Raw genomic sequence first — 13,935 nt, 5'->3', positions numbered from 1 at the left:
TTCCTGGGCGTCTCGGATCAGTCTAGCCTATGCCTAGGCATAGGCCAAACGAAGCGGCTAGTTGCTGCGGGTCGGTTGGCCCAGCAGGCGCAGGATTTCCCGGATGGCTTGCGCGCGGTCTTTCGGGTCGGAGAGGGCCTTCTCGATGCGCAGCTTGTCGTTGCCCACCAGCTTGATGTTGCGGTTCTTCTGCACCAACTCGATCACGCGCATCGCATCGATCGGCGGGTTGGGGCGGAAGCTGATGTTCATCAGCGTCGGCGCGGCATCGATCTTCTGCACGCCATAGGGCTTGGCCAGGACGCGCAGGCGGTGGGTGTCGAACAGCGTCTGGCCTTGCGCCGGCAGCTTGCCGAAGCGGTCGGTGATCTCTTCCAGCATGGCGTCGATCTGCTCGGGCTTCTCGGCCGTGGCCAGGCGCTTGTAGAGCGACAGGCGCACATGCACGTCGCCGCAGTAGGCATCGGGCAAGAGGGCCGGTGCATGCAGGTTGATTTCGGTGGTGGCCGACAGCGGGCTCAGCAGATCGGGCTCGCGGCCGGCCTTCAAGGAGCGCACGGCTTCCGAGAGCATGTCGTTGTAGAGCTGGAAGCCGACTTCCATCATGTTGCCGCTCTGGTTCTCTCCGAGCACCTCGCCGGCGCCGCGGATCTCCAGGTCGTGCATCGCGAGGTAGAAGCCCGAGCCCAGCTCTTCCATCTGCTGGATCGCCTCCAGCCGCTGGGCGGCCTGCTTGGTGAGGCCCTGGATGTCCGGCACCATCAGGTAGGCATAGGCTTGGTGGTGCGAGCGCCCGACGCGGCCGCGCAGCTGGTGCAGCTGCGCGAGGCCGAACTTGTCGGCGCGGCTGATGACGATGGTGTTGGCACTCGGCACGTCGATGCCGGTCTCGATGATGGTCGAGCACAAGAGCACGTTGTGCTTGCCGCCGACGAACTCGCGCATCACCCGTTCCAGCTCGCGCTCGGGCATCTGGCCGTGGGCCACGACGATGCGGGCCTCGGGCAAGAGCTCCTCGAGCTTCTGCTTGCGGTTCTCAATCGTCTCGACCTCGTTGTGCAGGAAGTAGACCTGGCCGCCGCGCTTGAGCTCGCGCAGCACGGCCTCGCGGATGGTGCTGGACCCTTCGGCGCGCACAAAGGTCTTGATGGCGAGGCGGCGCTGCGGCGCGGTGGCGATGACCGAGAGGTCGCGCAGGCCTTCCAGCGCCATGCCCAGCGTGCGCGGGATCGGCGTGGCGGTCAGGGTCAGCACGTCCACCTCGGAGCGCATCGCCTTCATCGCCTCCTTGTGGCGCACGCCGAAGCGGTGCTCCTCGTCGATCACGAGTAAGCCGAGGCGTGCGAACTTGACGTCGGGCGAGAGCAGCTTGTGCGTGCCGATCACGATGTCGATCGTGCCGTCCGCCAAGCCCTCCATCGCGGCCTTGATCTCCTTGGCGGAGCGGAAGCGGCTCATCTCGGCCACCTTGATCGGCCAGCGGCCGAAGCGGTCGGAGATGTTCTGGTAATGCTGCTCGGCCAGCAGCGTGGTGGGCGCCAGCAGGGCCACCTGCTTGCCGCCCATCACGGCCACGAAGGCCGCGCGCAGCGCCACCTCGGTCTTGCCGAAGCCCACGTCGCCACAGACCAGGCGGTCCATGGGCTTGGGGCTGATCATGTCCTGGATCACCGCATGGATGGCGGCGCGCTGGTCGGGCGTTTCCTCGAAGCCGAAGCTGGCGGCGAAGGCCTCGTAGTCGTGGCCCGAATAGCGGAAGGCATGGCCCTCGCGGGCGGCGCGTCGGGCATAGAGGTTGAGCAGCTCGGCGGCGGTGTCGCGCACCTGTTCGGCGGCCTTGCGCTTGGCCTTTTCCCACTGGCCCGAACCGAGCTTGTGCAGCGGCGCTTCTTCCGGCGAGACGCCGGTGTAGCGGCTGATCAGGTGCAGTTGAGCGACGGGCACATAGAGCGTGGCCTTGTCGGCGTACTCGAGGTGCAGGAACTCGCTGGCACCATCGCCGATGTCGATGTTGATCAGGCCCTGGTAGCGGCCGATGCCGTGGTTCACATGCACCACCGGGTCGCCGACCTTCAGTTCCGACAAATCCTTGATCAGCGCATTGACGTCGCTGACCTGCTCCTGCTTGCGGCGCCGCCGCGTGGTGGGCGTGGTTGCAAAGAGTTCGGTCTCGGTGAACAGCTGCAGCTCGCGGCCATCCTCGCGCCAGAAGAAGCCGGCCGCCAGCGGCGCGGCCATGATGGCGAACTTCTCGTCGGAGGCCTCGAACTCGACGAGGCTGGCGACGCTGGGCGGATCGATCTTGTTGTCGCGCAGCAGTTCCAGGAGACTCTCGCGCCGGCCTTCGCTCTCGGCCAGCAGCAGCACGCGGTGCGGCGTGCTTTTGAGGTGCGCGGCCAGGCGGGCCAGCGGCTCTTGCGCGCCGCGTTCCACGCTCACGTCGGGCAGGGGCCGCGCGTAGTCCACGGGCTCGGCACCGCGCACCGCCAGCACCGGATGCGGATGCGTGAGGGCGAAGAAGTCCTCGACCTTCAGGAAGATCTCTTCCGGCGGCAGGATGGGCCGGTCCGGGTCGTGCTGCAGGAAGCGGTGGCGCTCGCGCGTATCGGTCCAGAAGCGGCTGAGGCTTTCGTCCACCTCGCCATGCAGGGCCAGGGCGCAGGCCTCGCCCAGGTAATCGAAGACCGAGGCGCAGTGCTCGAAGAAGATCGGCAGGTAGTACTCGATGCCGCCGGTGGCGAGGCCCTGGTCGATGTCCTTGTAGATCCGCGACTTGGTCGGGTCGCCGTCCATCTTCTCGCGCCAGCGGGCGCGGAAGGCCTTGCGCGCCGCCTCGTCCATCGGGAACTCGCGGCCCGGCAGCAGCCGCACCTCGGGCACCGGGTAGAGGCTGCGCTGGGTGTCGGGGTCGAAGGTGCGGATGGAATCGACCTCGTCGCCGAACAGGTCGACGCGGTAGGGCACGGGCGAGCCCATGGGGAAGAGGTCGATCAGGCCGCCGCGCACCGCGTATTCGCCGGGCGAGACCACCTGGCTCACATGCGTGTAGCCGCCGAGGGTCAGCTGCGACTTGAGCGAGGCCTCGTCAAGCCGCTGCTTCTGTTTGAAGTTGAAGGTGGTGGCCGCGAGGAAGCTAGTGGGCGCTAGGCGGGTGAGGGCGGTGGTGGCCGGCAGCAGCACCACGTCCACATCGCGTTGATCGACCGGCTTGCCTTGCGATTGCAAGAGCCGCCACAAGGTCGCCAGGCGCTCGGAGATCAGGTCCTGGTGCGGGCTGAAGGTGTCGTAGGGCAGGGTCTCCCAGTCGGGGAACACGGCCACGCGCAGCTCGGGCGCGAAGAACTTCAGCTCGTCCTCGAGGCGCTGGGTATCGCCCGGCTCGGCGCAGATCACGGCCGAGAGCCGGCCGGCCTCGCGCTGCTGCAGGCAGAAGCGCGCCAGCAGCAGGGCGTCGGCGGAACCGGTGGGACGGGGCTGGGAGAACTTCTTGCCGGGGGCGATCAGGGGCAGCTGCATGACAGGGGCGCACAAATGAGTTCAGCCCCGAGACGGGGCCTGCGCTCATTGTAGGGATGGGGCCGCGAGCCTGCCGATATGATCCGCGCCACTTACACAGACCCTTGTGCAGACAAGAACGGAGCCTTCGCCGATGCGCACCCTGCTCGCCACCCTCACGCTCGCCACCTTGAGCCATGCCGCCCTGGCACAGGCCACGCCCGCCAGTGAAAGCGACCGCTTCAAGCAATGGCTGGACAGCAGCTGGGAGCAGACGCTCAAGCGCTCGCCCACGCTGGCCACCTCGCTCGGCGACCCGCGCTACAACGACCAGTTGCCCGACACCACCAGCGCCGCCTGGCGCGCCGAGAGTCAGGCCTATCTGGCCTCGCAGCTGAAGGCGTTGAAGGGCTTCAGGCGCGAGGCGCTGGACGCGAAAGACCGGCTGTCGCTGGCCATCATGCAGCGCAACCTGGAAGAGGGCCTGGCGGGCAATCGCTTCCCCGACTGGATGCAGCCGCTGAACCAGTTCGGCAGCATGCCGGGCTTCCTGGCGCAGCTGGGGTCGGGCCGCTCGATCCAGCCGTTCAAGACCAGCAAGGATTACGAGGACTGGATCAAGCGCCTGTCGCGCGCCGTGCCCATGTTCGACGGCATGATCGCCAATATGCGCACCGGCATGGACAAGGGCGTGACCCAGCCCCGCCCGGTGATGGAGAAGGTGGTGCCGCAGCTGGCCGCGCTGATCAAGGACGAGCCCGAGCAGACGCTGTTCTGGGGGCCGTTCAAGAGCTTTCCCGAGGCCGTGCCCGCCGCTGACCGCGAACGCCTGAGTGCGCAGATGCGCCTGCTCTTGAAGGACCAGGTGATGCCGGCCTACAAGCGTCTGCATGCCTTTGTCCGCGACGAGTACCTGGCCAAGGCCCGCACCAGCACCGCCTGGTCCGACCTGCCCGATGGCAAGGCCTGGTATGCCTACCGCGTGGCCGGCAACACGACGACGGCACTCTCGCCCGACGAGATCCACGAGATGGGTCTGAAGGAAGTGGCCCGCATCCTCGGCGAAATGGATGCGGTGCGCCGCCAGGTCAAGTTCGAGGGCGACCTCAAGGCCTTCTTCGCTCACCTGCAGGACGACCCGCGCTACTACTACACCAAGCCGGAAGATCTGCTGGCCGGCTACCGCGAGCTGCAGAAGAAGATCAACGCGCTGACGCCCAAGCTCTTCGACATCGCGCCCAAGGCCGACTACGAGGTGCGTGAGGTCGAGGCCTTCCGCGCGCAGAGCGCGGCTGGTGCTTCGTACCAGAGCCCTTCGGCCGACGGCTCGCGCCCGGGCGTGTTCTACGTCAACACCTTCAACCTGAAGGCCCAGCCCATCTTCGGCATGGAGACGCTGTCCCTGCACGAGGCCTCACCGGGCCACCACTTCCAGGTGGCCATCGCGCAGGAAGACAAGGACCTGCCCAAGTTCCGCCGCTTCGGCACGGCCTACACCGCCTATGTGGAAGGCTGGGCGCTCTATGCCGAGAGCCTGGGCAAGGAGCTGGGCCTCTTCACCGACCCCTACCAGTGGTACGGCCGCCTGTCGGACGAGCAGCTGCGCGCGATGCGCCTGGTGGTCGACACCGGTCTGCACCACAAGGGCTGGAGCCGCCAGAAGGCGATCGACTACATGCTGGCCAACTCCTCGATGGCCGAGAGCGACGTGGTGGCCGAGGTCGAGCGCTACATCGTGATGCCGGCCCAGGCCCTCGGGTACAAGATCGGCCAGTTCGAGATCAGCAAGCTGCGCCGCGAAGCAGAAGCTGCGCTCGGTCCGCGTTTCGACATCAAGGCCTTCCACCGCCTGATCCTGACCTCGGGTCAGGTGCCGATGAGCGTGCTTGCCGAGCTGGTGCGCGACTGGGTGGCTACCCAGAAGGCCCAGAAGCCCTGAGCTGAATGCATTCCAGGCTGCGGCTGGTGCAGCCTGTCGCAGCCTGCTTGGCGGGCCTTGGCGCTCTCCCTACATTGCGTTCCATCAGCAACGCTTTGTTTGGGAGACCTGCCATGAACAAGCTCTTCACCACTGCCACCACCCTCCTGATCGGCACCGCGAGCCTGATCAGCGCGCCGGCCCATGCCGATGGCAAGGGCTTCAAGGCCGGCGCCGAATTCCGTGAAGACGCCTCGTTGAGTGAGATAGGCCTTCCGGCCTATCCCGGCGCCGTGGCCCAGCTCGACAAGGAGCAGGACAAGGCGGCCCTGACGCTCGGCCTGTGGGGCGGAGCGTTTGGCTTCAAGCTCCAGGTGCGCAAGTTCATGAGCAGCGATGACATCGAGGCCATCACCGGCTTCTACGTCAAGGCCTTGTCCCAGTACGGCAAGGTGCTGGAGTGCGCCAAGGCACCGCCGCGTTCCAAGCGCGAAGGCAAGTCGGACGACAAGACGCTCAGCTGCTCCGACGAGGAGCGCCAGTCCGGCAAGCGCGTCTACAAGGTCGGTGCCGACAACATGAACTTCCGCCTGGTCTCGCTGCAGCAGGCGGGCACGGCGGTGAACTTCCAGATGGTGCGGGTGCAGATGAAGGTCGACTGATCCGCCGCTGCTGCGGCCATGAGAAAAGGGGCACGGCTTGCGCCGTGCCCCTTCGCGTTTTGCGCGCTCGGTGGCTGCTTACCAGCCGATTTCCTGCAGCAGGATGTAGGTCAGGTCAAGCGGCGGGATGACCGATTGGGTCAGGTCGCCATTGATCGCCGGCTCCATCAGCAGATTGCGGGTGGCTGTGGTGTCGAAGTGGGACACCGAGGAGCCGCTCTGGTAGGGGTTGGGTGCGAACATCATCACGCGACCCAGGGAATCGGCGCCCGCCATCTTGGTGCCGAACAGTCCCAGCGTGGCGATCACGGTCGAGCCGGTGCGCGAGCGGGTGGTCAGCTTGGACAGCAGAGCCACGCCATCCGCTTGCGAGATACGCACCGCAGGGATGGTGATGCTCGGGTCCGTGCCGCCCAGGCCGGCCGGGGCGCCGGCGGCGTTGTCGGCCACCAGCACGCCGATGGCACCTGCGTCCTGCGCGTTCTTCACCTTGATGGTGAAGCCGCAGACGCCACGGCTCACCAGGGCGATGTTGCCCCGGATCGCCGTGGCATTGGTGCCGGTGATCGGTGAGCAGGCCAGACTCAGTGCAGTGCCATCGAGCACGGGCATGACCTGCCCGGTGCGCGGCGTGGTCAGCGAAGCGCCGAAGCTGGCTTCACCGGCAGCATGCAGGCCCGCCGTGGTGCCAGCGCCCGAGCCCGAGATGAACACACCGGCATCGCCGGTGCGCAGCACCGAAGGCGCGGCGGCATTGACCATCGGGCCGCTCCAGACCAGCTTGTCCACCGACAGCGACGAGGCTGCACGCTGGGCGGCGGTCATGTCCTTCCACAGCAGGCCGGTGGCCGTGCCCATCAGGAAATGGTCCCAGATGGACGGGGCACCGCTCAGATAGGCGCCAGTCTGGCCGTTGGTGAAGGTCTGGAAGCCCAGGCCATGACCCATCTCGTGCTGCAGCACGGCGACGAAGTCGACGGCTGAGCCGTGATTGCCATCGACACCCAGGTAGAAGGGGCTGCCGGCCAGGCAGTTCGACTGGCCAAGGTTCACGTTGAAGTTGGCGTTGATCTGCGCCGCGTTCAGCGTGCCCAGGTAGGTGCCGGCGATCTTGTTGGCCAGCGCGTAGGAGTACCAGGTGCCGGTCTTCGGTGCGCCCGCGAAGTTGCGGAAGACCGAGGTGGCACCGGCGCTGCCCAGCGTTGCGCTGGTGGCCGTGCAGGTCAGGGCACTGAACTGCGCATTGATGATGATGGGCTGGTTGCTGGTGAGCGTGGCGCCCCACAGATTGGCCGCGTAGGTGAACGCGAACAGGCGCTGCGCGCCCAGCGTCGTGCCCGGGTTGCCGCCAACCGGCGCGGCCGGCGTGGTGTCGTTGAAGCCGATGCCTGCCGCATTGATGTTGTTGATGATGATGGTCGCAGCGGCCTGGGCCTGGCTGGCCACCAGGCTGCCAGCGAGTGCCAGCGAGCCGATCAGCGTCTTGAAGAGTGCTTGTTGCTTACTTGAGCTCATAGCCATGCTCCTGGTGTGCCTTCACAGCCTTGCTGCTAGCGGGCTTCTTGCCCTTGAGGATGGCGTCGACCGCCGGCTTGCCATGGACGCATTGGTATTCGACGCTGCCGTCGGCGCGGCGCACGGCCACCGAGTACATGTGGCTGCTCTCGTCCAGCGGCATTTCCACGGTGCCATCGGCATGCTGGATTTCCTGCTGGGTCACGGCCGTGGCGGCCTTGCGCTTGCCAGCATTGGCGGAGGCCTTGGCCTTGGCGGCCGCTGCGTCAAGTTCGGCGGCTTCGGTGGAGGTCAGGGCGCGCAGTTCACCCGTTACTGGGTCCTTTGCCACGCGCAGGCCAGCCTTGGCATCGGCTGCCTGAGCCAGCGGCGTTGCCGCAAATGCAATCACGGCCGCAGCCGCGGCCAGCCCCACACGAAGGGCTTGCTGCCCCTCGGTGCGGGAGGTCTTGATCCTCTTGAACATGACGATTCCTTTATGCAGTTGTTGTGCAAGCTAGGAGATCGCGCCGGCGCGGGGTTGCCGAACCGGTGCGACAGGCGGGTAGAGACTTGTCTTTCAGTTCTTGCGGGCGCTCTTGCGGCGCGCGATGCCGAGGCCGGCGAGGCCCAGGCCCACCAGCGCGAAGCTGGCCGGCTCGGGCACGACGCTGACGCTGTCGATGCCGGCGTAGTTGGCGGTGTCGGCCAGGCCTGCGTATTCAAAGGCGATGCGGCCGGAGGTGGCGCCGGGCAGCAGGTAGCTGAAGTCCATCCAGCCGTCGGTCGGGGCGGTCAGGGTGCCCAGCAGGCTGAAGCCGGCGGTGTCGGTGCCGTTTCCGGCGCTGAAGTAGACCTTGATCGTGTCGAAGAAGCCTTCGGCCATGTCGCCACGTGCCGCGAAGTGCAGGGTGGCGCCGCTTCCCACCATGATCTCGGGGCTGATCAGCCAGTTGGACAAGGCGCCCGAACCGGTGGACGAGCTCAGCCAGTTCGCTGCGGCAAAGGAGTCGTCAGGGCCGCTCTGGGCCGTGAAGATCTCAGGGCCGCCCTGGAACCAGTTGTTGCCAGGCGTGGCGCTGTTGTTGGTGAGGATCCAGCCCGAAGTGGCCAGGTTGTTGAAGCCTTCGCTGTAGATCGTGCCGGCGGAGGCGCTGGCCGCCATGGCAATCCCTGTCAGTCCCAAAAGGCATTTTTTTGCCAAGTTCATAGTGACCTCGTTTGGTGTCGATGAAAACCGCAGCGAGCCGGGGTACGGCCCACCCTGTTCAATGCGCACAGGGCGAAACCGCACTGCGCATCGTCAACATGATGGAGAGGTCGTGACTTTTGGGATTTACGGGTCTGCCCTAGGTCCCCCCGAGGCGTGGGGGCGGGTTTCCGTGTGGAAAACTGCGCGGCCCGTGGGGTGAATCTAGGGTTTGCCCGCCTGGCGCAGCAGGCGTAGGGGCTGCGCGCCAGCCTGGCTGCGGGCCCGCAATTGGCCGCAGCCGCCGTCCACGTCCTGGCCGGCGGAGTCGCGCAGCTTGGTCAGCACGCCGCGCGCATGCAGCTCGGCCGCAATCGAGCGCGCCCGCTCCCAGCTCGGCCGGCGGTAGGCCAGGTCGGGGATCTGGTTGTAGGGAATCATGTTGAGCAGGCCGCGCTTGCCCTTGAGCAGGCGCACGATGCCGTCGAGTTCCTCGGCGCCGTCGTTGACGCCCTCGATCAGGGTCCACTGGTACTGGATCGGGTAGCCGCTGAAACGCGCATAGCGCTCCCCGGCCTCGACGATGTCCTCAGGGCTCAGGCGCGGCGCACGTGGCAGCAGCTCGCGACGCAGCTCGGCCTTGCTGGTGTGCAGCGACAGCGCCAGCGCCGGCTTGACCGGGCCGAGGTCGGGGGCGTGCAGGCGCTCGAACAAGCGCGGATCGCCAACGCTGGAGAGCACCAGGTTCTTGTGGCCGATACCGCCTTCCAGGCCGAGCAGGGTGATGGCTTCCAAGACGTTGTCGAGGTTGTGGGCCGGCTCGCCCATGCCCATGAACACGACCTTCTTGACCGGCCGGCGTTGCCGGGCCAGCACCAGCTGGGCCACGATCTCGGCGCTGGTGACCTGGCGTATCAGGCCCTCGCGCCCGGTCATGCAGAAGCTGCAGCCGACGGCGCAACCGACCTGGCTTGATACACACAGGCCGTCGCGCGGCAGCAGCACGCTTTCCACCATCTGGCCATCGGCCAGGCCCACCAGCAGCCGCACCGAACCGTCCTCGCCCGGATGCTCGGAGACGACGCGGGCCAGCGCGGCCAGCTCGACATCCAGGGCGGGCAGGGCTTCGCGCAGGGCGAGGGGCAGGAAATGCTCGGGCCGGCGCCGGCCGCTGTCGTGCGGCTTGGCCTGCACCCAGTCGCGCAGCACGCGCTGCTCGTGTTTGGGCAGGGCGCCCAGGGCGTGCAGGCGCTGGCGGAGGTCGGAAATCAGCATGGGGTCGGGTGGGCGCGGCCTGGCAGTGTAGCGGCCGGCCTGCAGGCCCTTCAGGGCGGCTGCAGGCAGCGCCGCACCAGGCCGGGCAGCTCGTCGAGGGTGTTCTGCTTCTGCAGCACGGCGCAGGCGCCCAGGGCCTCGGCGCCGGCCAGCAACTCGTCGTTGATGTAGCCCGAGGTGATGATCAGCGGCAGGCCGGGCCGCAGCTCGGCGGCCGCCTTGGCCACCTCCAGACCCGACATGTCGGGCATGTTGAAGTCGGTGATGAAGAGCCGCACATCGCAGCCCGGTTCGGCCAGCGCCGCCAGCGCTTCGCTGGCCTGCTGGTAGCAGCTGACCTCGTAGCCGCAGCGCTTGAGCAGGCGCTCGACCATCAGCAGCATCACCTCGTCGTCATCCAGGTAGAGCACATGGCCCTGCCCCTGGCCGTCCTGCAGGCTCTGTGGCGACAGCGGGTCTTGGCCCGTTGCGACCGCATCCGCCAGCGGCAGGTAGAGGTGGAAGGTGGTGCCGGCGCCGAGCTTGCTGTCCACCGTGATCGCGCCGCGGTGGGCGGTGACGATGCCGTGCACCACGGCGAGCCCGAGGCCCGTGCCCTGGCCCACCGGCTTGGTGGTGAAGAAGGGCTCGAAGACGCGGGCCTGCAGCTCCTCCGACATGCCCACGCCGTTGTCGCCCACCCACAGGTGAACGTAGTCGCCAGACGGCAGGCGTGTGAGGCGCGGGTCGGCCGGGTGGTCCAGCCGCAGCCGGCCGTAGCCCACGCTCAACCGGCCGGTGCTGCCGCTGAGCGCGTGCCAGCCATTGGTGCAGAGGTTCATCAGCACCTGCTGCAGCTGCGTGGCGTCGGTCTCCAGGCTCAGCGCTTCCTCGCTGAGGTCCAGGTCCAGGGCCACGCGGGCGGGCAGGGTGGCGCGCAAGAGGCTCAAGGACTCTTCGACGATGGGCCGCAGCGGTTGCACCAGCATCTGGTGCGGCTGGCGGCGGCTGAAGGCGAGGATCTGCTGCACCAGGCTGCGGGCGCGCAGGGCGGCCTTGTTGATCTCGTCCAGGAAGCTGCGTGCGCCGTGGTCTACCGGCACGTCCTGACGGGCCATGCCCACGTTGCCGAGGATGGCGGCGAGGATGTTGTTGAAGTCGTGCGCAATGCCGCCGGCCAGCGTGCCTATGGCCTCCATCTTCTGGGCCTCGCGCAGTTGCTGCTCGAGCTGGCGCAGCCTTGCCTCGGCCTCGCGCTGCTGGGTCTCGTCGATGGCCGAGAAGATCGCGATGCGGCCTTCCTCGCCCTCGAACACCTGGACCGAGACCATGCAGTGCATCAGCTGGCCGTCCCGGTTGCGCATGCGTGCCGGGTACTGACTCAGATGGCCGTCAGCGGTAATGCGCTCCAGGTAGGGCTGTCGGTCGGCGTAGTCGGCCCAGACCTTCAGCTCGGCCGGCGTGCGGCCGACGAAGTCCTCGCGCCGGTAGCGGAACAAGGCCAGCATGGCCTCGTTGGCCGCGACGATGCGGTCGTCCGACAGGCGCACCAGCGAAAGCGGCACCGGCGAATGCAGGAAGACGCTGCCGAACCTGGCTTCGCTGCGCGAGAGCTCGGTGCGCGACTTGTTCAGCCGCCGGATGTGCCAGAGCAGGAAGAAGCTCAGCAGGCCGACAAAGACCATGATGGCCAGCGAGAACACGATGCGGTCGCGGCTGCGGATCTGCCAGGGCGCCAGCACGTCATCGAGCTCGCGCGCATAGATCGCCGTGACCGGGAAGCCCGCCACCTTTTTGTAGAAGTAAAGACGGGGCGCGGCCACCCCGCCGCCCAGCAGGCCGGCATCCTCGAACTGCCCTTCTCGCTGCGGCTGGCGCAAGCGCTGCTGGATCGGCGAGCTGGAGATGTCGGCGCCCACCTCGTCGCCCTGCTGCGGCGCCCTCACGATCAGGTGGCCGTCGTCCGATACCAGGGCCACCAGGGCATTGCCGTCTCGGGCCAGCGGCACATAGAACTTGCTGAAATAGGAGACGCTGACATCGGTGCTCAACAGCCCCAGAGGCTGGCCATCGCTGCTCGTGAAGCTGCGAGCCAGCGGCAGGATCAGCTCGCCGTCGTAGAAGCGGGCGAAGGGCCGACCCAGCACCGGCTCGCGTTGATCCGGATGGCTCAGCAACAGCGGGATGTAGGTGCGGTCATCGGCGTCGGTCTGGTAGGCCGGATAGTCGATCGTGCTGACAGAGGCCACGCCGTGCAGGTTGACGTACTGGAACGAGGTGAGGATGCGGTTGAGGGGCTGGGCATCGGCCAGCACCTTGCGTATCAGGGCATCGTTGGCGGGTTTGCCCTCGCGTGCCACCTCGATGGCCCGCGCCAGCGCATCGATGTTGCCTGCTGCCTCGTTGAGGATCTGCTTGGCATGCTCCTCCAGCAGGCGCACGGCCGTCAGCCCATGCTCGCGCTCGGAGCTCAGGGTCAGGGCCTTGTCCTGGCGTATGGCCAGCGCGGTCTGGGCCGCGATGGCCAGCAGCGTCAGTGCGACGAAGAACAGCAGCACCAGGCTGGCGCCGCGTGTGGTCTCGGCAAGACGCTTGATTCGCTCGATGAAGGTGCGCATGCGACTCGGCGAGCCGGCCTATCGATAGATGCCCGTGCCCAGGCACAGCGTGGGCACGCCCGGCACGCGTTCGACATAGCCGCGCTTGGGCTCCACCACCTTGGTGATCGGATGCGGCCACTTGTACCGGACCCAGCCCTTGCCCGCCGGTGTCTCGAAGCAGATCTTGACCATCTCGCGTATCAGGTAGACGCCGTCGACGTCGCGCATCTCGATCATCACCTTGCCGCGGATCTTGGGGTTCTTGCCATGCACGATCTGGAAACCGTCCGGGGCCAGGCTGAACAGGTAGAGATCGCCGTGCGGATTGATGGGGCTCTGGCTGTTGAACGGGCTGTCCAGGCGGTTGAACTCGGCCAGGGCCTTGTCGGTGCCATGCTGCTTCAGATAGTCCTGCGCCTGCTGTATCAGGCGGACCGCATCGGCTTCCCCGGAGCGGTCCAGGGCCTGGGCGGCGCTGGTCAGGCCGGCCAGCAGCAGGCCGCAGAAGGTGGGGAGCGTGAGTGTCATGAACCGGGCCGGTGAACAGCGGGCGCCGCGAGGCAGGGCCGGTCCAGCATACTCCGCCGCAGCGCCTGCTTAGAATCCGCGCCATGACAAATCTCCGTCCGGCGCAGCCGGCCCGGGCCTTTGCCCTGGTGCCCGCTGCCGGCGTGGGCGAGCGCTCCGGTGCCGACCGCCCCAAGCAGTACGTGACCCTGGCCGGCCAGGCCTTGATGGCGCACACGCTGGCCGCCCTGCAGTCGGTGCAAGCGCTCAGTGCCACCCTGGTGGTGATTTCGCCCGAGGATGCGTATTTCGAGTCAGCCCTGCCGGGCTTCGTCGGCGAGCAGGCCTGGCTGGCACGCTGCGGCGGCGCCACCCGTGCCGCCACCGTGGCTGCCGGCCTGGAAGCGCTGCTGGCGCGCGGCGCGAGCCAGCAGGACTGGGTGCTGGTGCACGATGCAGCGCGCTGCCTCGTGCGTCCCGAATGGATTGAGCAACTGATCGCGGCCTGCCAGGGCGATGCTGTCGGCGGCCTCCTGGCCTTGCCGCTGGCCGACACTCTGAAGGAGTCGGACGAAGGCCGTGCCCGCGCGACGCTGGACCGGCGCGGCAAGTGGGCCGCGCAGACGCCGCAGATGTTCCGCATCGGCCTGCTGCGCGAGGCCTTGCTGAAGGCTGGCGACGCCGTCACCGACGAGGCCAGCGCCATCGAGGCCCTGGGCCTCGCGCCCTTGCTGGTCGAGGCCAGCCTGGAAAATTTCAAAGTCACCTGGCCGGCGGATTTCGCGCTGGCCGAGCGCTTGCTGAGGAGCCGCTGAT

General features: G+C 67.4%; 10 protein-coding genes. 3 read left to right on the top strand and 7 right to left on the bottom strand.

Annotated features, from left to right (window positions below):
* Positions 1–57: 57 nt before the first annotated feature.
* Positions 58–3,516, bottom strand: a complete 3,459-nt coding sequence (mfd, locus tag J7U46_RS03475) for a transcription-repair coupling factor (RefSeq protein WP_282823438.1) — start codon at positions 3,514–3,516, stop codon at positions 58–60.
* A gap of 133 nt (positions 3,517–3,649) precedes the next feature.
* On the opposite strand from mfd, the gene J7U46_RS03470 reads away from it, so the two are divergent.
* Positions 3,650–5,434 (top strand): DUF885 domain-containing protein, encoded by a 1,785-nt coding sequence (locus J7U46_RS03470; RefSeq protein WP_282823437.1) that lies wholly within the window; start codon positions 3,650–3,652, stop codon positions 5,432–5,434.
* A 113-nt stretch (positions 5,435–5,547) separates the two neighbouring features.
* A complete protein-coding gene (locus tag J7U46_RS03465; RefSeq protein WP_282823436.1) occupies positions 5,548–6,075 on the top strand; it encodes a hypothetical protein in 528 nt (175 codons plus the stop codon).
* Positions 6,076–6,153: 78 nt separating this feature from the next.
* Here the strand turns inward: J7U46_RS03465 and J7U46_RS03460 are convergent, their stop codons facing one another.
* From J7U46_RS03460 to J7U46_RS03435, 6 genes are all read right to left on the bottom strand, one after another.
* Positions 6,154–7,590, bottom strand: coding sequence for a PA domain-containing protein (locus tag J7U46_RS03460; protein WP_282823435.1), 1,437 nt, complete (start codon positions 7,588–7,590; stop codon positions 6,154–6,156).
* A complete protein-coding gene (locus J7U46_RS03455) occupies positions 7,577–8,056 on the bottom strand; it encodes a hypothetical protein (RefSeq protein WP_282823434.1) in 480 nt (159 codons plus the stop codon). Before J7U46_RS03455 ends, J7U46_RS03460 begins: the two co-directional genes overlap by 14 nt.
* Before the next feature lie 93 nt (positions 8,057–8,149).
* Positions 8,150–8,734 carry a choice-of-anchor J domain-containing protein gene (locus tag J7U46_RS03450; RefSeq protein WP_282823433.1) on the bottom strand — a complete coding sequence of 195 codons (585 nt, stop codon included), beginning with the start codon at positions 8,732–8,734 and terminating at the stop codon, positions 8,150–8,152.
* A gap of 249 nt (positions 8,735–8,983) precedes the next feature.
* Entirely contained in the window at positions 8,984–10,033 is a 1,050-nt protein-coding gene (locus J7U46_RS03445; RefSeq protein WP_282823432.1) for an RNA methyltransferase, read from the bottom strand.
* Between the two features lie 50 nt (positions 10,034–10,083).
* A complete protein-coding gene (locus J7U46_RS03440) occupies positions 10,084–12,630 on the bottom strand; it encodes an ATP-binding protein (RefSeq protein ID WP_282823431.1) in 2,547 nt (848 codons plus the stop codon).
* An 18-nt stretch (positions 12,631–12,648) separates the two neighbouring features.
* Positions 12,649–13,140 carry a cache domain-containing protein gene (locus J7U46_RS03435; RefSeq protein ID WP_282823430.1) on the bottom strand — a complete coding sequence of 164 codons (492 nt, stop codon included), beginning with the start codon at positions 13,138–13,140 and terminating at the stop codon, positions 12,649–12,651.
* An 83-nt stretch (positions 13,141–13,223) separates the two neighbouring features.
* Between J7U46_RS03435 and ispD the strand changes: the two genes are divergently transcribed.
* Positions 13,224–13,934: a 2-C-methyl-D-erythritol 4-phosphate cytidylyltransferase gene (gene ispD, locus J7U46_RS03430; protein ID WP_282823429.1), complete on the top strand. Its 711-nt coding sequence runs from the start codon at positions 13,224–13,226 to the stop codon at positions 13,932–13,934.
* Position 13,935: the final 1 nt, after the last annotated feature.

Source organism: Pelomonas sp. V22 (genome assembly GCF_030014915.1).
Taxonomy (GTDB): domain Bacteria; phylum Pseudomonadota; class Gammaproteobacteria; order Burkholderiales; family Burkholderiaceae_C; genus JAUASW01.
This window is presented reverse-complemented; position numbering and strand designations above follow the sequence as displayed.

Bases quoted from the DNA above. Each gene is read 5' to 3' on its own strand.
- mfd (WP_282823438.1), bottom strand. From the start codon at position 3,516: ATGCAGCTGCCCCTGATCGCCCCCGGCAAGAAGTTCTCCCAGCCCCGT.
- J7U46_RS03470 (WP_282823437.1), top strand. From the start codon at position 3,650: ATGCGCACCCTGCTCGCCACCCTCACGCTCGCCACCTTGAGCCATGCC.
- J7U46_RS03465 (WP_282823436.1), top strand. From the start codon at position 5,548: ATGAACAAGCTCTTCACCACTGCCACCACCCTCCTGATCGGCACCGCG.
- J7U46_RS03460 (WP_282823435.1), bottom strand. From the start codon at position 7,590: ATGAGCTCAAGTAAGCAACAAGCACTCTTCAAGACGCTGATCGGCTCG.
- J7U46_RS03455 (WP_282823434.1), bottom strand. From the start codon at position 8,056: ATGTTCAAGAGGATCAAGACCTCCCGCACCGAGGGGCAGCAAGCCCTT.
- J7U46_RS03450 (WP_282823433.1), bottom strand. From the start codon at position 8,734: ATGGCGGCCAGCGCCTCCGCCGGCACGATCTACAGCGAAGGCTTCAAC.
- J7U46_RS03445 (WP_282823432.1), bottom strand. From the start codon at position 10,033: ATGCTGATTTCCGACCTCCGCCAGCGCCTGCACGCCCTGGGCGCCCTG.
- J7U46_RS03440 (WP_282823431.1), bottom strand. From the start codon at position 12,630: ATGCGCACCTTCATCGAGCGAATCAAGCGTCTTGCCGAGACCACACGC.
- J7U46_RS03435 (WP_282823430.1), bottom strand. From the start codon at position 13,140: ATGACACTCACGCTCCCCACCTTCTGCGGCCTGCTGCTGGCCGGCCTG.
- ispD (WP_282823429.1), top strand. From the start codon at position 13,224: ATGACAAATCTCCGTCCGGCGCAGCCGGCCCGGGCCTTTGCCCTGGTG.